A 22,768-nucleotide genomic window follows, 5' to 3' on the forward strand; every position below is an offset into this window, starting at 1 on the left:
GCCGGATCACAATCCGAAAACGCAAAGCCCCGTCACCGGTCGGTGACGGGGCTTTTTATCGAGATCGCGCAGCGCTGGCTTACGCTTCGATGGACACGTCGCCGATCGGCCGCGAGCAGCAGGCAAGGATATAGCCTTCCTCGATTTCATCATCGAGAATGCCGCCATTGTGGTTCATCTCGACCTCGCCGGAAATCTTCATCACCCGACAGGTGCCGCACAGGCCGCCTTCGCAGGCCGCGCCGATACGCACCCCGGCCGAACGCGCCGTCTGGAGGATCGTCTGGCCGGGCGGGCATTTCGCGTCCTTGCCCGCCATGGTGAAGGTGACGGTCGAGACCGCGTTGGCATCGACCTCCTGTTCACCCGCACCCGCGCGGATCGCGATTTCCTCCGGCGCCGGCGCGGCCGCCGGCTGGAAGCTTTCCTCGTGGTAGCGGTCCATGTTGAAGCCGCAGACCTTGAGCATGTCGCGCACGCCACGCATGAAGGGTTCCGGACCGCAGCAGAAGACGGTGCGATCACGGAAATCCGGTGCCAGCAGCGACAGCCGGGCAGCATCGATGCGACCGCGCACGCCGTGCCATCCGTCGCGCGGATTATGGCCTTCCACGACGAAGCCCAGCGACAGGTTGGGCATCTGGGCCGCGAGACATTCGAGCTCCGCCTTGAACAGCAGGTCTTCCGGCTTGCGGGCGCAGGTGACGAAAGCGACGTCCGATTGCGGGCTGCAATCCGACATCCACCGCGTCATCGACATCATCGGCGTCACGCCGGAGCCGGCCGAGATGAAGAGGTACTTTTCCGCGGGATAGCGTACGAAGGAGAAATCGCCGAGCGGGCCGAAGGCCTTCAGCTTCATGCCGGGACGCAGATGATCGAACATCCACCGCGTGCCGATCGAACTCTTCTGCGCCTTCACCGTCACGGCGACGGAGAAGGGACGCGAAGGGGTCGAAGACAGCGTATAGGTCCGCATGACCGGATCGTCTTCCGAGACCGGCAGTTCCAACGTGACGAACTGGCCCGGCAGGTACCGGAACCAGTTGTCACGATCGGAACGGAAGGTAAAGGTCATCACATCGGCCGTCTCCACCGTGACGGCAATGCATTCCAGCATATGCTGGCGATCGTTCCACGGCTGGAGTTCGTCGAAATGGCGGAAATCGCTCGTGACCGTCATGTCAGGCGACCCGCGACAGCGGCTTCTTGGCGCCGTCGAGCCGCTCCACCATGAAGTTGGTGTACCACTCGACGAACTGCATCACGCCGCCCTCGTCTTCGGGCGAGTAGGGGCCGGGCTGGTAGGCCGGCGAGCGAATGCCGAAGGCGTTTTCCTCGACGATCCGGCGGTCCTGGTCGTTGGTTTCAGTCCAGACATGCGTGAGCTCGTCGAGCCGGTAATCCACGCCCTCGACCGCATCCTTGTTGACCAGCCACTTCGTCGTGACCTGCGTCAGCTCGGGGCCGAGCGGCAGGACGCGGAAGGTGATGGCGTGATCGGCCAGCACATGGTTCCAGGTCGTCGGGTAATGGAAGAGCAGGAGCGTACCGATATGGCTTTCCAGCACGTCGCTCGACAGCGGCCGCTGCACGGCGCGCGCGCCGGACATGGTGTAGCTCTCGGCATCCTGGATGAGCGGCATGCGCGCGGCGCGGAACTGGCCGGTCGGCGAGATCTTGAACTCGCTCGGCAAGCCGGCGGCTTCGCACTTCGCCCAGTGCTCCGCGATGACGGGGTCATCCTTGGCGCCCTGTACGCCCGTCGCGCTCGGCGCTTCGGGATAGGTGCGGCAGAGCTCCGGATGGTTGGCGGCGCAGTGGTAGCACTCGCGGTTGTTTTCCCACACGAGCTTCCAGTTGCCCTTCTCGATGATCGTGCTCTCGAAGGCGACCTTCGTCTCGCCAAGGCGGTGGCGGGCGAGATAGGGATCGACGAGATTGCGGAAGGGCGCGAAATCGGGCGCCTCATCGGCAAGGCAGATGAAGATATAGCCGCCGACCGTCTGGCAGTGGATCTGCTTCAGGCCGTGCTGGGTCTTGTCGAAATCCTCAGCCATGTGGCGCGCGAAGAGCAGCGAACCGTCGAGTTCGTAGGTCCACTGGTGGTAGGGACAGACGAGCTTGGCGGAAGAGCCCTTGTTCTGCGTGCAGACGCGCGAGCCGCGATGGCGACAGGAATTGTGAAGGGCACGAACGGTGCCGGTCCGGTCGCGGGTGACGACGACGGGATAATCGCCTACCTGCACCGTGAAGTAGTTGCCGGACTTGGGGATCTCGCAATCGTGGCCGATGAACAGCCAGTCGCGGTACCAGATCGTCTCAAGATCGAGCTTGTAATAGTCGGGGTCGATGTAGAAAGCCTGCTCGAGGCTGTGGCCTTCGCGCCGGTTCTTGAGCTTGCGGAGCACGTCGCTGTGAATGTCCATGCCGGATCCTCAGAATATCCAATAATTTGCCGAGGCGCGCTGAGGAGACGGCATCCGGGCGGCAAGCCGCACGGTCTGCACGCTTCCCGGCCGCCCGCCGCAGCCAGTCACGATCGTTACTCCAGGCTGGTTTCCGGGCTGAGGAGTGTCCTTGGCCGGTCATGATCCGCACAGAAAGCCTCGCGGCTCGCCTGGGACCATGCCTTCCGGACCTGGTGCAGCGCCTTCCCGGACCTCCCGTCCAGTGGCTTCCTGCTGCACCTTGCTCCAACACCGTTGCGGGGGCAGCGCCGGATTTAAACCGGCTTCCCAATTCTCCACCCCTCCCTTGGAGGCGGGCACCTTGAGTGTTCTTATCTAACCGCAAGAAAGACCGGGCGGCACGCCGGAAAACGACATGCCATCATGTTTTGACGACAGCCCCCTTTGCATGGGCCCTACCTGCATTGCTCTCATTAAGTTAAAGGTTTCAATGTGATGCGCCTAATTTTGCGGCGCAATGCGTATAGTTTTGGCAGCAGGCGGCCGCGTGACGGCAGGTTGTCATATTGCGACCATAAAGGATGCACCTGGAAAAGGCACCCTGTCGGAAAGGAAAGCTTAACGACGTTTCCATACTCTTTCGTCGATAAAGGCACGACGATGGGGTGCGACGGGTGCAGCAGACAGGTTTCCGATACTACGACGCTGTCGCCTTCAAGCGCGCGAACCCGCCCCGGTCCGCGCATACCGAATTCCTGCGCACGGGGCGGATCGATCGCACGCCGACCTGGAGCGCTACCGAAAAACGTTATCTCAGCTACGAAGAAGTCGCCGAGCGTACCGGCCGCAAGCTGGAACGGGCCGGCAGCATCACGCACGGCCGTATCAACCGCTTCCACCAGTCCATCCAGTTTCCCCGCCTCATCTTTCACCGCACGCTCGCCGGCACGCCGCATCTCGGCTACTGCCATATCACCGTCGCCAAGTCCCGCTTTGCCGAATTCGAGAATGTTCAATGGGCCTTCTACATGGCCAATTTCCAGGCCGAGATCGGCGCCGACAGCGACCACGGGGAGCAGTTCTTCGATAGCATCTCCCGCAAGCCGGGCCGCATGTACTTCGCCGTCGCGATCACGCCTGCGGAAGAAGCCGGACGGCTCAGGATCGACAACAAGATACGCGGAAACGGCGTGCTGTTCCGCACCGATGACCCGAAGCTGGCGATGAAGAACGTTCTCATGCTTAGCGCAGGCAACGAGGCGCTGCGCAAGATCATCCGGGCGATGTAGCCGTAACCGGCAGCGCCCGGTGGCTCAGGACGCCCGGTAGATCATCCAGTCGCGACCGGAAGCGGCGGATTCGCCCGGTCCGTGCACGACGACCCTGTCACCGCCGCCAGCCCGCGCCTCCGCCAATGCCTGCTCGCAGGCCGATGACAGAGCCAGCGCGCTATCGGCCCGGTCGGCCATGCAGACACCGGCTGACAGGGTGAGATGGCCGAGATTGCGGCCCGTGCGCGGATCGCGCAACGCCACCGTCTCGAACGTATTGCGCAACTGATCGATGAGCCGCAGCATCTCCGCTTCGTCCCCTGTGTGGAACAAGAACCCGAAGCGCAGGCCATCGAAACGCACCGCGAGGTCTTCACCGGGGAACACCTGGCGAATGAGCCCGCCATAGAACGTCACAAGGTGATCCGAAAGCGCTTCGATCTGCGCGGGAGAAAAGCGCCGTCCCGCATCGACCTCGGCGATGGCGACGCCGCACAGCATGGGCAGTTCGGGATTGGCATAGACGCTGGCAAGCGCTTTGTTGAAGGCCCGGCGATTGCCGAGTTTCGTCGGCGGATCGATGAACTTCATCGCCTCGAATTCCGCCATCTCCTTCTGGATGCCGTCCATGACGACCGATTGCGCCGCGACCTTCTTCGCCATTTCAGCCGTATGCGTGACACGCAGCTCTGTTGCCCGCTGAAGGGCCTCGAGCGAACTGCCGAGCGCGCCTTCGCCCATGCCGCTGGCATTGCGGATCACCTGCGACGCTTCGCCGATCAGGCGGCCATAGTCGGAAAGCGAGGCGCGCTCCTGACCGAGCAGGTCCATGAAGTTGGCCATCTCGTTGGTGATAGCGCCTGCCGAGCGCTGCAGCACGCTCGCCTCATGCTGATGCGGCAGGTATTTGCGCCCGAGTTCGTCGAGCCCCGCCTGGGTCTTGTATTTGCCGAGCGCGATGAACTCGCGCACGAGATCGGGATTGTTGCCCGCATAGGCCTCATAGACCAGCTCGTAGTTTCGCGGCAGGCCCTCGATGCCCATCTGCTTCATGGCCGTCGCAACGCGCAGCGCGACATCGATCGTGGAGGATTTCTTGTGTGTCATCAACCGGAACCTGTGGGCACAACCTGTTACCATCAGGCATATCAGCGCGCCCTTACGGCCAGTCTAATCAGGTCGTTGCAATTTTAGGCAATGGGCTGGCCTCTTGGCATCCGCTGCCAAAGCCCTGTAAAGGAAGCCGACGAAACGGAAGCGCGAAATGGCTGATATCGTGGACACGAGGACGGATGCGACGGCAGCCCTGGAGCGAGCCTGCGAGGCCCTGTCCCGCGGCGTGCCCGTCGCCATTCCCACCGAAACGGTCTACGGCCTGGCAGCCGACGCCACCGACCCGCTGGCGATCACCCGCATCTATGAAATGAAGGGCAGGCCGCGCTTCAACCCTCTGATCTGCCACATGGCCGATCTCGCGATGGCGGAGCAACATGCGGTCTTCGATCCAATGTCGCGGGCGCTGGCGCAAGCCTTCTGGCCGGGACCGCTGACGCTCATTGTGCCGATCCGTCCCGAAAGCGCCATCCATCCGCTGGCGCGTGCCGGCCTGGATACGGTTGGCATCCGCGTGCCGGCGGGCTTTGCAAGCCGTCTGCTCACCGCCTTCGGCCGCCCGCTGGCGGCGCCCAGCGCCAACACGTCGGGCAGGATCAGCCCCACGACGGCCCGCCACGTCGCCGATGACTTCGGGGACAGGCTGGAGCTGGTTCTCGACGGCGGTCCGGCAGCCGTCGGGCTCGAATCCACAATTCTTAAGGTCGAGGGCGACACGATCCGTCTGTTGCGGCCGGGCGGCCTCGACGTCAGCGAGATCGAACGCGTGACCGGCCGGCGCGTCCAGCGGAACGAAAAGGCGGGTGCCGCCATCGAGGCCCCCGGCATGCTGGCCTCGCATTATGCACCCGCGGCCCCCGTGCGGCTTGACGCAAGCGACGTCAAACCGGGTGAAGTGCTCATTCGCTTCGGCGGCGCGCCGCTTCCCGGCGAGGATGCCGCAGCCCTCGTGCTGGATCTGAGCCCGGCCGGCAACCTGGCCGAAGCGGCCGCCAACCTGTTCGGCTATATGAAGCGTGCGGACGCGACCGGCGCCGGCTCCATCGCCTTCTCGCCGATCCCGGAAACCGGCCTCGGCGAGGCCATCAACGACCGCCTGCAACGGGCCGCCGCGCCGCGTGGCTAGATTTATGACGGCATTTACCGGCGCCGATGCCATGCGCGTGGGCGGGAGATGCACAGGAAGGAACGACGACGCATGGTCCAGGCGACCCTTTCCCCCGAACTCATCGCGCGGTTCGCCGCGATCGTCGGCCCGGCCCAAGCCCTTGTCGACGACGGCGATATCGCCCCCTACCTGATCGAAAGCCGCGGCCTGTATCACGGTGTCTCGCCGCTGGTGCTGCGGCCCGGCACCGTGCAGGAGGTTGCCGATATCCTGGCGCTCGCCACGGAAACGCGCACGGCGATCGTGCCGCAGGGGGGCAATACCGGCCATGTCGGCGGCAGTGTCCCGCGCGAAGGGGCTGCCGACGTCGTGCTCTCGCTCTCCCGCCTCAACCGCATTCGCGATGTCGATCCGGTCGGCGATGTCATCGTCGCCGACGGCGGCTGCATCCTGGCCGACATCCAGGCGCAAGCCGAGGCGGTGGGCCGGCTCTTCCCGCTGTCGCTCGGCTCGGAGGGCTCCTGCCAGATCGGCGGCAATCTTTCCACCAATGCCGGCGGCACCGCCGTGCTCGCCTATGGCGGCATGCGCCAGCTCTGCCTCGGGCTCGAGGTCGTTCTGCCGACGGGCGAGATCTGGAACGGGCTGCGCCGCCTCAAGAAGGACAATACGGGTTATGATCTGCGCGACCTCTTCATCGGCGCTGAAGGCACGCTCGGCGTCATCACCGGCGCCGTGCTCAAGCTGTTTCCCCGTCCACTCGGCCACGAGGTCGCCTTTGCCGGGCTGAAATCGGTCAAGGACACGCTGGCGCTGTTCGAACGCGCTTCCAGCCGGTGCGGTACCGCGCTTACAGGGTTCGAGCTGATGCCGCGCCTCGGCGTCGACTTCACCACACGGCACATTCCAGGCGTCCGCGACCCGCTTGCCACCGCGCATGACTGGTATGTCCTGATCGACATCTCGACCTCCGATGCCGCCGAGACCGCCACGCACATGATGGAGGCGCTTCTGTCCGAAGGTTTCGAGGCAGGGCTGGTCGAGGATGCGGTGATCGCGGCAAGCGAGGAGCAGCGCAAGGCGCTCTGGCACATGCGCGAAAGCATGTCGCCGGCGCAAAAGCCGGAGGGCGGATCGATCAAGCACGATGTGTCGGTGCCGGTTTCCGCCATCCCGGACTTCATGGCGGAAGCGGACGCCGCCGTTATGGCTGCAATTCCCGGCGCGCGCATTTGCTCCTTCGGGCACATGGGCGACGGCAATATCCATTACAACATCTCCCAGCCCGTCGGCGCCGACAAGCAGGCGTTCCTGGACCGTTGGCGGGAAATCAACCACCTCGTCCACGGCATCGTGCTGAAATACAAAGGCTCGATTTCAGCCGAGCATGGTATCGGCCAATTGAAGCGCGACGAGCTTGCCGCGGTGCGCGAGCCGATCGAGATGGACCTGATGCGCAGGGTCAAGCGCGCCTTCGACCCCGCCGGCATCATGAATCCCGGCAAGGTCCTGAAGGCCTGACGTCAGGCGCCGCCGGTGCGCAGCTGCGCCAGCGACATCATGAGATCCGCGCTGATGCCGGCTGAACCCGACGCGGTCAGCACCGACAGGGCCGGATCGGTCGTGGCCTGGTTGTCCAGATCGTAGAGCACCGAGAACTTCACGATCATCTTGGAGACCTTTTCCGGGTCCTGCAGGTCCTTGAGATCGAGATGGCGTTTGATCATGTCGGCCTGCGCATCGATGTCGGCGCTACCGACCTCATCAGGCAATTGGAACAGCGTCTTGAAGACCGCAAACAGCGCGTCGTCGGCAAGGATGTCATAAGCGCTGCCGACCGATGGAGCCTTGCGCTCGAAATAGAGTGCGAGGCGCACGCCGGCATTGTCGCTGCCTGCTTCCTCTTCCAGCATCTGCCGGACATGGCTGTCGATGGTCTCGTAGATGCCGCGCCGCGACTGCACGGCATCGGCGTCCGGCTGCGCGACCTTGCCATCGGAATTGAAATTGAAGGAGGCCACCATCTTGCGATAGGCGCGATTGGATTGCTGGTTCACGAAGCTCTTGGGATCATCGAGATCGGAGGTGAAGATCTTCGCCATGAACTCCGCATCGACGCTTTGGGTGTCGATCCCGTTTGCCGTGAGCACGAAAGCCACGAGGCGTTCGTCCGACAGGAATTCCTTGACGGTCTCCACCTTCTGCATCTGGGCGGAGTAATATTCCGCCTCCTTCTGCGCCAGCTCCTTGTCGTCTTCCGTGCCGAAACGGGATTTCGCCGTCAGATAGGCGCGCGACATCACGAGAATTTCGGCTTCCGACTGCGCCAACTTGGGCGCCGTGACATTGCCATCAGGCCCGAAATTGAACGCCTTCGCCAATTCGACGAAGCGCTCGTCCTTCAATTGGTACACATAGCTTTTCGGATCGTTGAGATCGCTTTTCAGCACATTCTTGATCGTGAACGCCGAGACTTTGGCCGGGTCGATGCCGAAAGCCTTCAACGCGAAGCTGTAGAGCGTGGACTCGCCCAGGAAGTCCTGCACGGTCTCCACCGCGCCGATCTGCCCCTTGAAGCGCTTGATGGCGAGTTCGTCGGCCTCTTCGTCCTTGTCATTGTAGTGTGTGAGATAGGCGCTCGCGGTTTTCGCGGTCTGCGTGGCCGTCTGGGCGCTGTCGCCTGCCGCAAGCGTTCCGTCTTCCTGGAAATTGAAGGCCGCCCGCAGCGCGATGTATTTCGCCTTGTCGGCACCGCCGAAAGCGTTGATATAGCTCGACGGGTTGTCCGGATCCGGATCGCTCGTGATGATGTTGCGGATCGTCAGGCTGCCGACCGACAGCTTGTCGAGCCCATAGGCAACCTTGAGATAGGAGACAAGACGCGCATCATCGGCGAGTTCCTGCGCGGTGGTGATGCTGCCAATCCGGCTTTCGAAATAATCCTGATGGATCAGGGCCGCAGCCGTCGTCACACGCGGATTGGAGAGCGTGTAGAGTTCCTGCGTGCTCGTCTTCTGGCTTGCATCCTGAACCGTTCCGGCCACCGCCGTCCCGTCCGCTGCGAAGTTGAACGCCGCCGCGAGCATGAAGTACTTGTCGGCGCTCGAAATGATCGTGTCCTGGCGCGTGATCTCCGCCTTGAGCGACGCGATGCGGGATGCCGCCTCCGCGCGCGGAACCAGAACGGCATCAAGATCGGCCGCGGCGGCCTGCTTTTCGACCAGCTCCGCCTGGTAATCCGACCGGCGGGTCTGGAGGGTCGCCTTCGCCGCCTCCTTGCTGTCGATGAGCGCCTGCAGCTCCGCGGCACCAAGCCCGTCCGGATTGGTGGAAAGCCGCGCGATTTCGGCATCCAGATCGGTGATCTGCGTCTGCAAGGCCGGAATATCAGTTTCGAGCTTGGTGATACGGGCAAGATGCGTCTCGCGCAGCTGTAGCGGCGCCAGCGCATCGCTCGCCACCTGCCTGGCCTCCTGCGCCGCCGTCACGCTGCCACCGAACTGGGTGTTGATGTAGCTGGACGTGTCGCTCAGATCGCTCGACAGCGCGCCACGCACGGCTTCGCGCGAATAGGTGTTGGGATCGATGCCGAAGGCCGTGAAGACATAGGTCCGCAGGCGGTCGTTGTTCAGAAGCTGGTCGACGTTTGTGATCTGATCGATCACGGCATTGTAGTACCGGCTCTCTTCCTTGATCGCCGCTCCGGCATTGGCAGCGCCCGCGGTATAGAGGCCGATGACCTCGTCGAGCTGCGCCTCCGTCTGGGCCGTGGCCGTCGTGGAGGTGTTGAAGGTGAAGGCGCTTGCGAAGTTCCGGTAGCGCTCGTCCGTCAGCTTGTTGGCAAAACTGTTAGGATCGGCGAGGTCGCTGTCGAGCACCTTGCGCATGAAGGCCTTGGCATAGCCCATGTCATCCAGGCCATAGGCCTTGACCGCGTAGGAATAGAGCCGGTGGTCGTCGAGGAACGCGTCGACCGAGGTAACCTTGCCGATATTCTCCTTGTAATAGGCGGCGTCGCGCGCATTGACCGTCTCCGCCGCCGTTCGGTTTAGCGACTTCAACAGGTCCTTCGCGATGAGGTTGTAGCTCGTATAGGTCGACAGCATCGGGAACCGTTCCTTCCAGTCATCGGCAAGCCGATCGGCGTCATTGTCGCTGTCGAGCCTTGTCCCGGCCTGTCGGTCCGGCGCGGCACACATCGCGCCCCAGGCATTCATAAGTTCGAAACCCTAGCCGGTTCGGTTTTGCTAACCATCGGGAACCGCAAAGTTTTCTTAACCGCAATTTTTAAGCGGCTCGGAAGGGGCTGTGCCTATTCTCGCCCTCAGAGGACGAAAAGTCCCGATGAGAAGACCGGAAACCGGCTCTCAAGGAAAACAAGGGTGAAAGACATGCTGAATACCGTTTCCAAGCCGGCATGGGCCGGCAACACGCTCCGGCTCGATCCCAAGCGCTTCCCGCAGCAGGTATCGTTCGAGCTGCGCGCCGAGGGAACCGATGCCACCATCACTCTCGACGAGCGCGGCGCCGTTTTGCGCAAGGTCCTGCCGTCGAGCGGCCTTCCGCTTTCCATCGCGCTGCCTGCGCGCGCCTTCAAGGGCGTCGCCGCCCGCGCCATCGACCACGGCAACGGCGACGTGACCGTTACCCTCGAACTCCACCACGACGATCCGGATCTCTGCATTCCGCTGCTGGTGGCGCACGATCTTTGCGATATCGCCGCCGATTGGCGCAGCTGGTCGGATGCCTACCGCATCCCCATGCTGATGGTGGAGGCCGACGGCATCGCCCGGCCCCTCGATGAGAACCTCACCGTCGGCAGCCGCCCGGCCAAGCCGCGTCGCCGCCATTCCTACTTTGCGGACCGCCGTCCGCGTTTCCTCGTGCGCCGCACGACGGGCAAGCTCGGCGTCCAGATGAAGATCGACGGACGGGAAATCATCGCCCGCCGTTGAGCATGCGCTGACCTCCATGAAAAGCCGGCCGTTCCCTGCGGCCGGCTTTTTCGCGTACCCCTGTTCCCGCAGGAACAGCCGTCTCCGTCCCTCCATGCCACATAGCGTTCAACACCGGCCCGGCCGGGAACGAGCGCAAGGGACGGATCACATGGCAAAGCTCTTCACCACACTCCTCATCCATCTGCGCAAGGCGGATGCAGCCCTCGTCTCGCACGGCCGGCCGCCCCGCCGCGGCTTCGAGCTGGCCATGCAGCCTGCAACGCTCCGCCGCACGGGCCTTCGCCCGCAGGAAGGCGCGCGCCGGGTTTAAGGATCAGGCGAAGGGAATGGCGACGGCCAGCGCGAGGAAGATGCTGAGACCGACGACGCCGTTGAACTTGAAGAGCGCCAGACACTGCTCCGGATCGTCGATGTCGAGCGTCCTGATCTGCCAGGCCAGCATGAAAGCCGCGACGACAAGCCCCAGCCAGGCGACGAAGCCGACGCCGGCAAGCCAGAACGAGACGGCGATGAGCGCGACGGTGAGGCCGTAAAGGGCGACAAGCCACGGCTTGGTCCGATCGCCGAATAGGCGCGCGGTGGAGCGCACGCCGATCAGCGCATCGTCTTCCTTGTCCTGATGGGCGTAGATCGTGTCGTAACCCACCGTCCAGGCGATGGCGGCGACATAGAGGGTGCCGGCGGCAAGGGAGAGCGTGCCGAACTCGGCAGCCCAGCCCATCAGCGCACCCCACGAAAACGCCATGCCGAGAAAGAACTGCGGCCAGTCCGTGAAGCGCTTCGCGAAGGGATAGATTGCGACGATCAGCAGCGAGGCGATGGCGAGCAGCACGGCGAAGCGGTTGAATTGCAGCAACACGACGAGGCCGACCAGCGTTTGCAGGAGCATGAAGACCTTCGCCTGCCGGCGCGTGACGCGACCGGACGGCAGCGGGCGCGAGCGGGTGCGCGCCACCGCGTTATCTATATCGTGGTCGACGAGGTCGTTGTAGGTGCAGCCCGCACCCCGCATCGCCACGGAGCCGATGAAGAACAGCACGAGATGGAAGACGAAGCGCGTCCAGTCGAACGTCCCGGCCGCGGCCGCGACATTGGCGGCAAGCGCAGCCGACCAGAAACACGGCCACATGAGCAGCTGCCAGCCGATCGGCCGGTCCCAGCGGGCAAGCTGCGCATAGGGCCAGAGCGCGCGCGGCAGCACGCGATAGACCCAGTTGTTGGACGGTGCGTCGGCGACGCGGCCGGAATCGGTCGAGGTGGTGATCATGCACCTTGATCGCAAGCGCTTACGTTCCGGTCAAGCGTCGCGCCGTCGCAACCGTGAGTCTGCGGCGGCGGCGTGCTGCGGTTTAGCGGAGCGTGAAATCGAACTTGTAGGTCGCCGCGACGCCGATCAGGAACTGATCGCGGTCACCGCGCTGCTTGACGAGGCTCGAATCAGCCGCCGGGCCGACGAGGCGCTTGTACTCCGCAAAGGCGCTGGTCTCGATCTTCTCGTTGACCTGCCAGGTGATCGCCGCGCCCGCGCCGACGGACTGGATGCCGCCCCCCGGATCATAGGCCGCGAGACCGGACGCGGCGACTTCGCTCGGCTTCACGCCATAGTAGGTCTTCATGTAGTCCTTGGACGCGATGGTCATGCGCGGGCCGGCCGAAACGCGGACATTGGGCACGACGTCGACGAAGGCATCCGCCGCGATATCGGCGACCACACCATGATGGCTGCGGATTCCGTGACGCACTTCGCCGCGCAGGCGCAGGAAATCCGTCGGATAGACCTCGGCGAACGCGCCGAGTTCGCCGCCGAACTTCACCGGCGTCAGGCCCCTCAGATCGTCCGAATCGCCCTCGTCGCGCGGCATGATCAGCTTGCCGGTCGCACCCGCACGGAAGGCGCCGTTGTCGATGAGCGCGAAGGACGGGTTGTCGTTGCGCGAGGAGAAACGAACCGTGCTGCCGGCCTTGCCGAGCGAGATCAGCGGCGTGACCTGGAAAAGGTACTTCTTGGAGCCCTCGTAGCGTGGAGCGGAGAAGCCCGCCGCACCCACCTTAAGATACCAGTCGCCGGACCAGAAGTAATCGCCGGCACTGGCGGATACGGGCGCGAACAGAAGCGCAGCCGCAGTCATTGCGGTCGTAACACGGATACTCAAAACACAATCCTCGTTTGACCGACGGCCCCGCAGCAGGCCGCCGTGAACTTTGATTGCCTAGAATTATCCATGTTTGATTACCGATTCGCTAACCATCGTGTTCCCGCCCGTTACAGGAACGATTCGCTTCAGTTTGCGTTTTTGCCGCGCTGAAACAAGGCGTTTGCGATGACCGTGAGCACGATGGAGCCGAAGCTCCAGGAAATCCGGAGTGAAACGGGGCTTTCCCGGCAGGAGAAGATCGCAAGGCTCGAGAAGCTGCGCGGAGAGGCGCGCGCCCTTCAGCGCGCCGCCACCGAAAGCGCTATGGTGGATGATGAGGGGTGGTACGATGACGTGCACCTGATCGACACGAACTGGAAAACCTCGGCCGTCCCGTCGCGGAAAAGGGCGCCGCCACCCTGTGAGGCCGCAGGCCCTTGACCTTTGCGCCCCGTCCCCTTAACCCGCCTGCTAATCACGGACGGATCGAGGGTACGGGCATGAAGGTTCTGTTGATCGGATCAGGCGGACGCGAACACGCCCTTGCCTGGAAGCTGGCGCAGTCGCCGCTGCTGACCACGCTCTATGCCGCACCCGGCAATCCCGGCATAGCCGAATGCGCGACGCTCGTCGCACTCGATATCGAAGACCACGAAGCCGTTGCCGCCTTCTGTGCCGATAACGGCGTGTCCTTCGTCATCGTCGGTCCGGAAGCGCCTCTGGTCACGGGATTGGCCGACGTGCTGCGCTCCAAGGGCATCGACGTTTTCGGCCCGTCGGCCGCCGCCGCCCAGCTCGAAGGCTCCAAGGGCTTCACCAAGGATCTCTGCGCGAAATACGACATTCCCACGGGCGCCTACCAGCGCTTCACCGATGCAGCCGCCGCCAAGGCCTATGTGAACGAGCAGGGTGCGCCCATCGTCATCAAGGCCGATGGCCTCGCCGCCGGCAAGGGCGTGACCGTCGCCATGACGCTGGACGAAGCACTTGCCGCGATCGACGATTGCTTCGACGGCGCCTTCGGCGCGGCCGGTGCCGAAGTGGTGGTGGAAGCCTTCCTCGACGGCGAGGAGGCGAGCTTCTTCTGCCTGTGCGACGGCTTAAACGCCCTGCCGCTCGCCTCGGCGCAGGATCACAAGCGCGTCGGTGACGGTGATACAGGACCCAATACGGGCGGCATGGGCGCCTATTCGCCCGCCCCGGTCATGACGCCTGACATGGTCGAGCGCACGATGAAGGAAATCATCGAGCCGACGATCCGCGGCATGGCGGCAGATGGCCATGCGTTCCAGGGCGTGCTTTTCGCCGGCCTGATGATCACCGCCAAGGGCCCCGAACTCATCGAATACAATGTGCGTTTCGGCGATCCCGAATGCCAGGTGCTGATGATGCGCCTAGAAAGCGACCTCCTGCCGATCCTCCACGCATCCGCCGTTGGCCGGCTCGACAAGGTCACCGCGGAATGGCGCGACGCGCCGGCGCTCACCGTCGTCATGGCATCGAAGGGTTACCCGGGCGCCTATGAGAAGAACACGCCGATCCTGTCGCTGCCGACGGATGACGCGGCGACGAAGGTGTTCCACGCCGGGACAGCCCTGAAGGACGGACACCTGGTCGCGACAGGCGGCCGCGTTCTCAATGTCACCGCCGTCGCGCCGACGGTGGCGGAAGCGCAAAAGGCCGCCTATGCCGCCGTCGACGCCGTGACATGGGACAACGGCTTCTGCCGACGCGATATCGGCTGGCGCGCCGTCGCCCGCGAACAGGCCTGAGACCCCGGCCGCAACGGGCCGGTTTGCTCAAATTTTACCATCTCTCCTGACGGTACCGTAACCGGTAACGGCTATTCTTCCCTCAACCATGAGGGAGACCCGTTGATGCGTACCCTGCTGCCGACCTTTGGCCTGCTTCTGCTCACCGCGCCTGCCTTTGCTGGTTCGATCGAGACCATGCCTGCCACCACATCATCCTCGAGCATCTCGACGGTGCGCTGCGATGGGTGCCCCGCGCTGAAGCCGAAGGCAGAGACCTCGACCTATCACGTCGATGCCATCGCACCCGGCACGCAGAAGATCGAAATCCGCGAACAGAACGGCGAGCGCAAGGTTTTCCGGACGGAAGCGTGGATGGGCGGGTCGCCCGTACTGTTCGTCAACAAGGCACCAGCCGAGACGGTCCAGGCGGCCGAGGCTGAAAAGCCGCTGGATGAGAACGCCGCGGCCGCAACCGTCGACACCAGCGCCAAGACGAGCGCGCTGGGAACCAATGCAGCGCGCGAGACAGCGACCGCAGCCGTCGCCACCTCACGGGAGTTTGATCCGACAAAATTTGAACTTCGCGTGGAATGACCCCATATTGGAAGAACCCTGCCTCTCGGTCCCTCCAGACTGACGGGAATTCGCGAAAGCGGACGTTGCGCCCCTGACCTCAAGCAGGGGCGTATGCGTGTCAGGCGGTCTCTGCGAGATCCCGCGCCAGCGCATCCACTTGCCCGTCGGAATAGACGGCGATCCCGTTGCGGCGCAAAAGCGCAGCCGTCACGCCCTTTCCCACATGCCGGACGCCGGAAAACGAGCCGTCATAGACAAAGCCCGAGCCGCAGGACGGGCTTCCGTCGATGAGCAGCGCATGCCGGCAGCCATGCGCGAGCGCCACATCGAGCGCGATACGCGCGCCTTCGATATAGGCAGCCGAGACATCCCCGCCGGAAATTTCCAGCACGCGCGCCCGTCAGTCGAGCACGTCGTCGCCATCCAGACCGTTTTCGATTTCGGCGGGCGGCCGTGGAACGGCAAAGCCGCCGGCCAGTTCGGGACAGAGCGTCACCAGCCGCCCGGCCGCACGCCAGCGGTCCACGGCCTCATGGAGCAGCGGCTTGGCCGATCCGTTGTAGCGGACCGGCAGACCGGCGAGGCAGGCGCTGATGAGGATCTTTCCTGTCATCAGCGCACCGCCTCATCCCGCGATCTTTGAGAAATCGGCAACCGTGCCGGTCGCCGCACGAATGGAAGACAGCAGCGCCAGCCGGTTGGCACGGACCGCCGGGTCTTCGTCATTCACGAGAACGTCGGTGAAGAACTGGTCGACCGGCGCGCGAAGCGTCGAAAGCGCGGCCATGGCGGAGCGGAAATCCTCGCCAGCCACGGCGGCCGCAGCATCCCTGGAGGCCGTCTCGATCGCCGCGTAAAGCGCCTTTTCGTCATCCAGTTTCAGGAGATCGGGCGAGACGGCGACTTCGACCACCGTGCCCTTCTTCTCCTCGGCCGCCAGCAGCTGCGTCGCACGCTTGGTGCCGGCGAGCAGGTTGCGCCCCTCCTCGGAAGTAATGAACGCTGTCAGCGCTTCCACGCGACGGGCCACCATCAGGAGATCGTCGGCATCAGGCGTCAGGACCGCGTCGATCAGGTCATGGCGCGCGCCCATGTCGCGCAGGTAGACCTTCAGACGGTCGTGGAAGAAGGTAAGCAAATCTGCAACCAGTTGCTTTGGGGATATTGTTTCACCGGGATCGGCTTTCTCGCGCTTTAGGCCAACAGCCTTAGCGGACATCAGATCACTCACTCCGTCGACGCCCGTCGTAAACGTCCCGCCATCATCCGCCTGCCAAATAACGGAAAGACGATCGCCACCATTATAGACGAGCCCGAACAATCCAGATGCGAGGCTCTGCAGAAGAGGAAGTCGCACTCCTTTTTCCACCACCATGCGGATCACGCCGAGCGCAGCGCGGCGCAGTGCGTAGGGGTCCTTCGAGCCGGTCGGCTTTTCGTCGATCGCCCAGAAGCCGATCAGCGTATCGAGCTTGTCGGCCAGCGCGACCGTGAGGCCGACCTTGCCCGAGGGCACGCGATCGGAGGGGCCCTGCGGCTTGTAATGATCCTCGATGGCCTCGGCCACCGACGCATCCTCACCCTGCAGGAGCGCATATTTGCGGCCCATGATGCCCTGGAGTTCGGGAAACTCGCCGACGGCCTCGGTGCGCAGGTCCGCCTTGGCGAGCACCACGGCCCGGTCGACCAGCGCCGGATCGGCGCCGATGATCGGGGCGAGTTCGGCTGCGAGCGTGCGGATGCGCGCGACGCGTTCGCCCTGCGTGCCCAGCTTGGCGTGGAAGGTCACGTTGAGGGCGTCGAGCTTGGCCATGCGCTGGTCGAGCGGCTTCGAAAGATCGAGACCGAACTTTTCGGCCGAGGCCTTCAGCGTGTCGAGATCCGGCAGGTCGCCCTGGTCGCGCAGCCAGAAATGCTTGGCATCGGAGAGCCGCGCGCGCACGACCTTGCCGTTGCCGTGCACGATCTCCTTGCCGCCATCCTTCGCCTCGATGTTCGAAACGAGGATGAAGTGGTTGGAGAGCGTGTCGGCGCCCGGCTTGCGGGTCACGAAACACTTCTGGTTCGTCTTGATCGTCAGGCGGATGATTTCCGACGGGATCGACAGGAAATCCTCCTCGAACGTGCCCATCAGCACCTGCGGCCATTCGACGAGACCCGACACCTCTTCCAGAAGCCCCTCGTCCTCGACCAGTTCAAGGCCGTTGGCGAAGGCGATGTTGTTGGCGTCGGTCGCGATGATCTGCTTGCGGCGTTCGGCATCGAGCACGACCTTGGCCTTTTCGAGACTGGCGGCATAATCCTCGAAGCGGCGCACGGTGATGGGCTCGGGCGCGTGGAAACGGTGGCCATAGGTGACATTGCCCGCGACGATGCCGCCGACCTCGAACGGCACGACGCGGGTTTCCTCGGTTTCCGAACCGAAGGTGCAGACGATGGATTGCAGCGGGCGCACCCATTGCAGCGAGCCGGGCCTGGCCGATTCCGCGCCGGAGCGCATCGGCTTCGGCCAGGGAAAATTCCTGATGATGCCGGGCATCACCTCGGCGATGATCTCATCGGCCGCGCGGCCCGGCTTGACGACGTGGGCGACGTAGAAGTCGCCCTTCTTCGGATCGCTGTGCACATGGGCCTCGGCAATCGAGGCAAGTCCGGCCTTTCGGAGAAAGCCCTGGATCGCCTGCTCCGGCGCGGATGTCGCGGGGCCCTTGATATCCTCGCGCACGTCGCTGGAGCGGGCGTTGAGGCCGCGGATATCCAGTGTCAGGCGACGCGGGGTCCAGTATTCGCGTGCACCTTCATAGGTCAGGCCCGCCTCGACAAGCGCATCGGTGACCAGCTTCTTCAGGTCGCCTGCCGCCTTGCGCTGCATGCGGGCAGGAATTTCCTCGGAGCGGAGTTCAAGCAGAAGATCGGGCATGTCAACTTTCCTCACCCTCTCCGCCAGGAGAAGGTCGGCACACCGGCCGGTACGGGGTCAAAATCGTGTGCTTCTGCTAGCAAAGTTGGGCGGTGCTGTACAACGGCAAAGTTGCCGTGCCGCGGATGGAACCGCCCTCAGTGACCGCTCGCGGCAACCTCGTGCGAGCCTTCCTCGGCCGTGTCGGAGGAGGCGTGGCCATCGGTCGGCGCCTCGTGGCCGCCCTCCTCGGGCTTTGCCTCGCCATGCCCGCCGGACTTGCCGGCCTCGGCCACCGCATTGGGATCGACACAGTCTTCCCGATCCGTCATGGCGGTGACGATGGTCTTGATCTCGTCCAGCGAAAGCTCCTTGCGTTCGCCGTAGAATTCACCGTTGCCCGCCGGCTTTCCATCCGTATAGCGGGCGACGAAGGGCGCACTCATGCCGGGAATGGCCGAGGGGTCACGCGCGAAAAGCACTTCGGCGCCGATGGCACGGCCGCGCATGTCGGCGCGATAGACCGGACCGGCGGCATCAAGCATGATCACCTGGTAGAGATCGGCTTCCTCCGCATTGGAAACCGCACCGGCGACACGTAGCGCCGTCTTGACGCGAACCTCGCCGTCCTTGGCGTCGGAGCGCACATATTTGCGCAGCCACTGCTGCCCGTCGCGATCAAGCCGCACGGTGGTGACCGTCGTGCAGGCGGCCCCCGATACCGTTTCCGTCGAGGGGCCGAGCAGAACGTCGCGCCCGACGAAGATCGCGGCCGCACCGGACGCACCGGTCAGCACCGTTACACCGGCAACGATGATCAGAAGCTTCCGGGACAAGCGGAACGAGATCGGGAGCAGCTTCACGGGCGACGGACTTCTCTTGGAACGCAGAACAACGGACGCGCCGAGAGCGCGCGAACTGAGCGCACTCTACAAGCAGGGCGTTTCGGAAGTTTTAAGGGGGACGGGTTCATTTCGGCACATAGTTGCGAATGATTTGCAATAGCGTTGACAGCGGCCGAAAGCGCCCTATAGTTTAATGCAACTCATTCGCAAAAGCAGTTCAGGACCATTCATGTTCCGCCGTTCGTTCAATGCCCTCATCCTCAGCCTGCCCCTTCTCGCCGCAGCGCCCGCCTTCGCCCAGGAAAAGCCGAAGGTCGTGACGACGTTCACGATCATCGCCGATATCGCTGCCAACGTGGCGGGCGATGCCGCAGTCGTGGAATCCATCACCAAGCCGGGTGCGGAGATCCACAACTACCAGCCGACGCCGCGCGACATCCTCAAGGCGCAGGACGCCAAGCTGGTCCTGTGGAACGGCCTCAACCTGGAACTCTGGTTTCAGAAATTCCTCGCCAATCTCGGTGACGTGCCGAACGTCGTCGTGAGCGACGGCATCGAACCGATGAGCATCGTCGAGGGCCCCTATCAGGGCAAGCCGAACCCGCATGCCTGGATGTCGCCGGACAATGCGCTTGTTTACGTCGAGAACATCCGCAAGGCGCTGGTCGCGCTCGATCCGGCGAATGCCGCGACCTATGACGCCAATGCCAAGGCCTATGGCGAGAAGATCAAGGCGCTCGGCGCGGAGATGAAGGCGAAGATCGGCGCGCTGCCGGAAGAAAAGCGCTGGCTCGTCACCAGCGAAGGCGCCTTCAGTTACCTCGCCCGCGATTTCGGCCTGAAGGAACTCTTCCTCTGGCCGATCAATGCCGACCAGCAGGGCACGCCCAAGCAGGTGAAGGCCGTCATCGATGCGGTGCGCGAACACAATATCCATGTCGTCTTCAGCGAAAGCACGGTCTCGGCCGACCCGGCCAAGCAGGTCGCGGCGGAAACGGGCGCAGCCTATGGCGGCGTGCTCTATGTCGACTCGCTGAGCGAAGCGGACGGTCCCGTTCCGACCTATCTCGACCTCTTGCGCGTGACGTCGGAGACAATCGTGGAAGGCCTCTCGAAATGATGATGGGAAGCAAGCCCAGGAAGGTCGACGGCATCGTCGCCGACAATGTGACGGTCACCTATCGCAACGGGCACACCGCCCTTCGGCAGGCGAGCTTCTCCGTGCCGAAAGGCACCATCACCGCCCTTGTCGGCGTCAACGGCGCCGGCAAGTCGACGCTCTTTAAGGCGATCATGGGCTTCGTGCCCATCGCCGTCGGGAATGTGACGATCCTCGGCCTTTCCGTACAGGAAGCCTTGAAGAAGAACCTCGTCGCCTATGTGCCGCAGGCCGAGGAGGTCGACTGGACCTTTCCCGTGCTGGTCGAGGACGTGGTGATGATGGGGCGCTACGGCCACATGAACTGGCTGCGCATCCCCTCCAAGCGCGATCATGAGATGGTCGACGAGGCGCTTTCGCGCGTCAACATGAGCGCCTATCGCAAGCGCCAGATCGGCGAGCTCTCGGGCGGACAGAGAAAGCGCGTCTTCCTCGCGCGGGCGCTTGCGCAGGAAGGTCAGGTGATCCTGCTCGACGAACCGTTCACCGGTGTCGACGTCACCACCGAGGAGCAGATCATCGAGCTGCTCGGCAAGCTGCGCGACGAAGGCCGCGTCATGCTGGTTTCCACGCACAATCTGGGCAGCGTGCCGGATTTCTGCGATCGGACCGTCTTCGTCAAGGGCACAGTCATCGCCTCCGGCCCGACCGCCGAGGCCTTTACCGAGGCCAATCTCGAAAAGGCCTTCGGCGGCGTGCTGCGCCACTTCATTCTCGGTGGCCAGGACCTGCACGACGACGAGGACAAGCGTTCGGTCAAGGTCATCACCGACGATGAGCGCCCGTTCGTCATCTACAGCGAGCGCGAGCAGGAGAAGGCGCCGTGACCGACCTGCTCCTCGAGCCCTTCACCTATGGCTACATGGTCAATGCCATGTGGGTGAGCGCGCTGGTGGGCTGCATCTGCGGCTTTCTTTCGGCCTATCTGATGCTGAAGGGCTGGTCGCTGATCGGCGACGCGCTTTCGCACTCCATCGTGCCGGGCGTGGCAGGCGCCTATATGCTCGGCCTGCCCTTCGCGGTGGGCGCGTTCCTTTCCGGTGGGCTCGCCGCCGCGGCCATGCTGTTCCTGAACCGCCAGACGCGGCTGAAGGAAGATGCCATCATCGGCATGATCTTCTCCTCCTTCTTCGGCCTCGGCCTGTTCATGGTATCGCTCTCGCCCACGCCGGTGAACATCCAGACCATCGTGCTCGGTAACATCCTCGCCATCACCCGCGAGGACACGATCCAGCTCGCCATCATCGGCTTCGTCACCCTGGTCATCCTCCTCCTCAAGTGGAAGGACCTGATGGTCGCCTTCTTCGACGAGAGCCATGCCCGCTCCATCGGCATCAACCCGACGGGCCTGAAGATCCTGTTCTTCACGCTGCTCAGCGCCTCCACGGTCGCCGCCATGCAGACCGTCGGCGCCTTCCTCGTCGTCGCCATGGTGGTGACACCGGGCGCAACCGCCTATCTCCTGACGGACCGCTTCCAGCGTCTCATCGTGATCGCCGCCGCGCTCGGGGCGGGAACGAGCTTCGTTGGCGCCTATCTTTCCTATTTCCTGGATGGCGCAACCGGGGGCATCATCGTCGTGCTTCAGACAGCGATCTTCCTTCTCGCCTTCCTGTTCGCGCCGAAACACGGATTGCTCGCCGCCCGCCACAAAAGCCGGCTGGCGCTTGAAACCACCGAAAGCCTTCCGTCATGAGCGAAACGCTTGAACTCGCGCTCCTGCCCTTCCAGCTCGGCTTCATGCAGAATGCCTTTCTGGTGACGCTGATGATCGCCGTGCCGATGGCGCTGCTATCCTGCTACCTCGTCCTGAAGGGCTGGTCGCTGATGGGCGATGCCGTCTCCCATGCCGTGCTGCCCGGCGTCGTTGGTGCCTATGTGCTTGGCCTGCCCTTCGCGGCCGGCGCCTTCGTCGCGGGCCTGTTCTGTGCGCTGGCGGCCGGCTACCTCAAGGACAACAGCCGCGTGAAGGAGGATACGGTTCTCGGTATCGTCTTTTCCGGCATGTTCGCGCTCGGCCTGGTGCTCTATGTGAAGATCCAGCCCGACATCCACCTCGACCACATCCTGTTCGGCGACATGCTGGGCATCGGCGCTTCCGATCTTCTGGAAACCGCCGTCATCGCAGCGGCCTCCACGGGCTTCATTCTCGCCTTCCGCAAGGATCTGCTGGTCCACGCCTTCGACCGGCAGCACGCATCGGCCATCGGGCTGCCGGTCAGGCTGCTGCATTACGGGCTGCTGGCCGTGCTGTCGCTCGTCGTCGTCGGCGCGCTGAAAGCTGTCGGCATCATCATCGCCATCGCCATGCTGGTTGCGCCGGGAGCCATCGCCGCGCTCCTGACGCGCCGCTTCCCGGCCATGCTGGCCGTCGCCGTGCTCGTCGCCGTCGGGTCCTCGTTCTGCGGAATATGGCTGAGCTTCATGATCGACAGCGCACCGGCACCGACCATCGTGCTTCTGATGTCCATCCTCTTCGTTCTCGCCTTCCTGCGGCAGATCGCCCGTAACCGCAGGCCGGCCGAACAGGTCTGATCGA

20 protein-coding genes, 1 pseudogene and 1 riboswitch are annotated in these 22,768 nt (G+C 63.8%); of the genes and pseudogenes, 12 read left to right on the top strand and 9 right to left on the bottom strand.

The window, feature by feature from the left end; all coding sequences use genetic code 11:
- Positions 1-79: 79 nt before the first annotated feature.
- Complete coding sequence (locus tag K6301_RS12285) at positions 80-1,183, bottom strand: FAD-binding oxidoreductase (protein ID WP_247217279.1); 1,104 nt, start codon at positions 1,181-1,183, stop codon at positions 80-82.
- A 1-nt stretch (position 1,184) separates the two neighbouring features.
- Positions 1,185-2,429 (bottom strand): aromatic ring-hydroxylating oxygenase subunit alpha, encoded by a 1,245-nt coding sequence (locus K6301_RS12290; protein WP_247217280.1) that lies wholly within the window; start codon positions 2,427-2,429, stop codon positions 1,185-1,187.
- Between the two features lie 107 nt (positions 2,430-2,536).
- Positions 2,537-2,790, bottom strand: a riboswitch (cobalamin riboswitch).
- Between the two features lie 295 nt (positions 2,791-3,085).
- Here K6301_RS12290 and K6301_RS12295 point away from each other — a divergent pair.
- The gene (locus K6301_RS12295; RefSeq protein WP_247217281.1) at positions 3,086-3,700 is read left to right on the top strand and encodes a DUF6656 family protein; all 615 of its coding nucleotides are present in this window, start codon (positions 3,086-3,088) and stop codon (positions 3,698-3,700) included.
- A gap of 24 nt (positions 3,701-3,724) precedes the next feature.
- On the opposite strand, the gene K6301_RS12300 is transcribed toward K6301_RS12295, so the two are convergent.
- Complete coding sequence (locus K6301_RS12300) at positions 3,725-4,789, bottom strand: diguanylate cyclase domain-containing protein (RefSeq protein ID WP_247217282.1); 1,065 nt, start codon at positions 4,787-4,789, stop codon at positions 3,725-3,727.
- 157 nt (positions 4,790-4,946) lie between these two features.
- On the opposite strand from K6301_RS12300, the gene K6301_RS12305 reads away from it, so the two are divergent.
- Both K6301_RS12305 and K6301_RS12310 read left to right on the top strand, forming a co-directional pair.
- Positions 4,947-5,921 carry an L-threonylcarbamoyladenylate synthase gene (locus K6301_RS12305; protein ID WP_247217284.1) on the top strand — a complete coding sequence of 325 codons (975 nt, stop codon included), beginning with the start codon at positions 4,947-4,949 and terminating at the stop codon, positions 5,919-5,921.
- 72 nt (positions 5,922-5,993) lie between these two features.
- A complete protein-coding gene (locus K6301_RS12310) occupies positions 5,994-7,424 on the top strand; it encodes an FAD-binding oxidoreductase (RefSeq protein WP_247217286.1) in 1,431 nt (476 codons plus the stop codon).
- Between the two features lie 2 nt (positions 7,425-7,426).
- Here the strand turns inward: K6301_RS12310 and K6301_RS12315 are convergent, their stop codons facing one another.
- Positions 7,427-10,120 (bottom strand): DUF1217 domain-containing protein, encoded by a 2,694-nt coding sequence (locus K6301_RS12315; RefSeq protein ID WP_247217287.1) that lies wholly within the window; start codon positions 10,118-10,120, stop codon positions 7,427-7,429.
- 174 nt (positions 10,121-10,294) lie between these two features.
- On the opposite strand from K6301_RS12315, the gene K6301_RS12320 reads away from it, so the two are divergent.
- Positions 10,295-10,858, top strand: coding sequence for a DUF6101 family protein (locus K6301_RS12320; RefSeq protein ID WP_134646067.1), 564 nt, complete (start codon positions 10,295-10,297; stop codon positions 10,856-10,858).
- A gap of 151 nt (positions 10,859-11,009) precedes the next feature.
- Positions 11,010-11,171, top strand: coding sequence for a hypothetical protein (locus K6301_RS12325; protein ID WP_247217290.1), 162 nt, complete (start codon positions 11,010-11,012; stop codon positions 11,169-11,171).
- Positions 11,172-11,174: 3 nt separating this feature from the next.
- Here K6301_RS12325 and ubiA read toward each other — a convergent pair whose 3' ends face one another.
- On the bottom strand, positions 11,175-12,128 hold the full coding sequence (ubiA, locus tag K6301_RS12330) for a 4-hydroxybenzoate octaprenyltransferase (RefSeq protein WP_247217292.1): 954 nt from the start codon (positions 12,126-12,128) through the stop codon (positions 11,175-11,177).
- A gap of 82 nt (positions 12,129-12,210) precedes the next feature.
- Positions 12,211-12,990: a MipA/OmpV family protein gene (locus tag K6301_RS12335; protein ID WP_247220595.1), complete on the bottom strand. Its 780-nt coding sequence runs from the start codon at positions 12,988-12,990 to the stop codon at positions 12,211-12,213.
- 192 nt (positions 12,991-13,182) lie between these two features.
- On the opposite strand from K6301_RS12335, the gene K6301_RS12340 reads away from it, so the two are divergent.
- The 3 genes from K6301_RS12340 to K6301_RS12350 all read left to right on the top strand — a co-directional run bounded on the left by K6301_RS12340 (position 13,183) and on the right by K6301_RS12350 (position 15,344).
- Complete coding sequence (locus tag K6301_RS12340) at positions 13,183-13,437, top strand: hypothetical protein (RefSeq protein WP_247217294.1); 255 nt, start codon at positions 13,183-13,185, stop codon at positions 13,435-13,437.
- 59 nt (positions 13,438-13,496) lie between these two features.
- Entirely contained in the window at positions 13,497-14,768 is a 1,272-nt protein-coding gene (gene purD, locus K6301_RS12345) for a phosphoribosylamine--glycine ligase (protein ID WP_247217296.1), read from the top strand.
- Between the two features lie 105 nt (positions 14,769-14,873).
- A complete protein-coding gene (locus K6301_RS12350; RefSeq protein WP_247217298.1) occupies positions 14,874-15,344 on the top strand; it encodes a plant virulence effector HPE1-like domain-containing protein in 471 nt (156 codons plus the stop codon).
- Between the two features lie 100 nt (positions 15,345-15,444).
- Here K6301_RS12350 and K6301_RS12355 read toward each other — a convergent pair.
- The 3 genes and pseudogenes from K6301_RS12355 to K6301_RS12365 form a co-directional block, all read right to left on the bottom strand.
- Positions 15,445-15,939 (bottom strand): annotated as a pseudogene (locus K6301_RS12355) (2-thiouracil desulfurase family protein).
- A 12-nt stretch (positions 15,940-15,951) separates the two neighbouring features.
- Positions 15,952-18,246, bottom strand: a complete 2,295-nt coding sequence (gene glyS, locus K6301_RS12360) for a glycine--tRNA ligase subunit beta (RefSeq protein ID WP_247217300.1) — start codon at positions 18,244-18,246, stop codon at positions 15,952-15,954.
- A 137-nt stretch (positions 18,247-18,383) separates the two neighbouring features.
- On the bottom strand, positions 18,384-19,088 hold the full coding sequence (locus tag K6301_RS12365; protein ID WP_247217302.1) for a hypothetical protein: 705 nt from the start codon (positions 19,086-19,088) through the stop codon (positions 18,384-18,386).
- A gap of 211 nt (positions 19,089-19,299) precedes the next feature.
- Here K6301_RS12365 and K6301_RS12370 point away from each other — a divergent pair, with 211 nt between their 5' ends.
- Genes K6301_RS12370 through K6301_RS12385 form a run of 4 tightly spaced genes read left to right on the top strand, consistent with a single transcriptional unit; the run spans position 19,300 to position 22,764 of the window.
- A complete protein-coding gene (locus K6301_RS12370) occupies positions 19,300-20,190 on the top strand; it encodes a metal ABC transporter substrate-binding protein (protein ID WP_247217304.1) in 891 nt (296 codons plus the stop codon).
- Positions 20,187-21,056, top strand: a complete 870-nt coding sequence (locus K6301_RS12375; protein WP_281505868.1) for a manganese/iron ABC transporter ATP-binding protein — start codon at positions 20,187-20,189, stop codon at positions 21,054-21,056. The genes K6301_RS12370 and K6301_RS12375 overlap by 4 nt, the downstream gene beginning before the upstream one ends.
- Positions 21,053-21,925: a metal ABC transporter permease gene (locus K6301_RS12380; RefSeq protein ID WP_281505869.1), complete on the top strand. Its 873-nt coding sequence runs from the start codon at positions 21,053-21,055 to the stop codon at positions 21,923-21,925. Before K6301_RS12375 ends, K6301_RS12380 begins: the two co-directional genes overlap by 4 nt.
- Positions 21,922-22,764 (top strand): metal ABC transporter permease, encoded by an 843-nt coding sequence (locus K6301_RS12385; RefSeq protein WP_247217306.1) that lies wholly within the window; start codon positions 21,922-21,924, stop codon positions 22,762-22,764. Before K6301_RS12380 ends, K6301_RS12385 begins: the two co-directional genes overlap by 4 nt.
- Positions 22,765-22,768 lie beyond the last annotated feature (4 nt).

This window comes from Shinella oryzae (assembly GCF_023038235.1).
Taxonomy (GTDB): Bacteria; Pseudomonadota; Alphaproteobacteria; order Rhizobiales; family Rhizobiaceae; genus Shinella; species Shinella sumterensis.

What these genes read in the sequence shown, in the direction of transcription:
- K6301_RS12285 (WP_247217279.1), bottom strand. Translation starts at nt 1,183, where the DNA reads ATGACGGTCACGAGCGATTTCCGCCATTTCGACGAACTCCAGCCGTGG.
- K6301_RS12290 (WP_247217280.1), bottom strand. Translation starts at nt 2,429, where the DNA reads ATGGACATTCACAGCGACGTGCTCCGCAAGCTCAAGAACCGGCGCGAA.
- K6301_RS12300 (WP_247217282.1), bottom strand. Translation starts at nt 4,789, where the DNA reads ATGACACACAAGAAATCCTCCACGATCGATGTCGCGCTGCGCGTTGCG.
- K6301_RS12305 (WP_247217284.1), top strand. Translation starts at nt 4,947, where the DNA reads ATGGCTGATATCGTGGACACGAGGACGGATGCGACGGCAGCCCTGGAG.
- K6301_RS12310 (WP_247217286.1), top strand. Translation starts at nt 5,994, where the DNA reads ATGGTCCAGGCGACCCTTTCCCCCGAACTCATCGCGCGGTTCGCCGCG.
- K6301_RS12315 (WP_247217287.1), bottom strand. Translation starts at nt 10,120, where the DNA reads ATGAATGCCTGGGGCGCGATGTGTGCCGCGCCGGACCGACAGGCCGGG.
- K6301_RS12320 (WP_134646067.1), top strand. Translation starts at nt 10,295, where the DNA reads ATGCTGAATACCGTTTCCAAGCCGGCATGGGCCGGCAACACGCTCCGG.
- K6301_RS12325 (WP_247217290.1), top strand. Translation starts at nt 11,010, where the DNA reads ATGGCAAAGCTCTTCACCACACTCCTCATCCATCTGCGCAAGGCGGAT.
- ubiA (WP_247217292.1), bottom strand. Translation starts at nt 12,128, where the DNA reads ATGATCACCACCTCGACCGATTCCGGCCGCGTCGCCGACGCACCGTCC.
- K6301_RS12335 (WP_247220595.1), bottom strand. Translation starts at nt 12,990, where the DNA reads ATGACTGCGGCTGCGCTTCTGTTCGCGCCCGTATCCGCCAGTGCCGGC.
- K6301_RS12340 (WP_247217294.1), top strand. Translation starts at nt 13,183, where the DNA reads ATGACCGTGAGCACGATGGAGCCGAAGCTCCAGGAAATCCGGAGTGAA.
- purD (WP_247217296.1), top strand. Translation starts at nt 13,497, where the DNA reads ATGAAGGTTCTGTTGATCGGATCAGGCGGACGCGAACACGCCCTTGCC.
- K6301_RS12350 (WP_247217298.1), top strand. Translation starts at nt 14,874, where the DNA reads ATGCGTACCCTGCTGCCGACCTTTGGCCTGCTTCTGCTCACCGCGCCT.
- glyS (WP_247217300.1), bottom strand. Translation starts at nt 18,246, where the DNA reads ATGCCCGATCTTCTGCTTGAACTCCGCTCCGAGGAAATTCCTGCCCGC.
- K6301_RS12370 (WP_247217304.1), top strand. Translation starts at nt 19,300, where the DNA reads ATGTTCCGCCGTTCGTTCAATGCCCTCATCCTCAGCCTGCCCCTTCTC.
- K6301_RS12375 (WP_281505868.1), top strand. Translation starts at nt 20,187, where the DNA reads ATGATGATGGGAAGCAAGCCCAGGAAGGTCGACGGCATCGTCGCCGAC.
- K6301_RS12385 (WP_247217306.1), top strand. Translation starts at nt 21,922, where the DNA reads ATGAGCGAAACGCTTGAACTCGCGCTCCTGCCCTTCCAGCTCGGCTTC.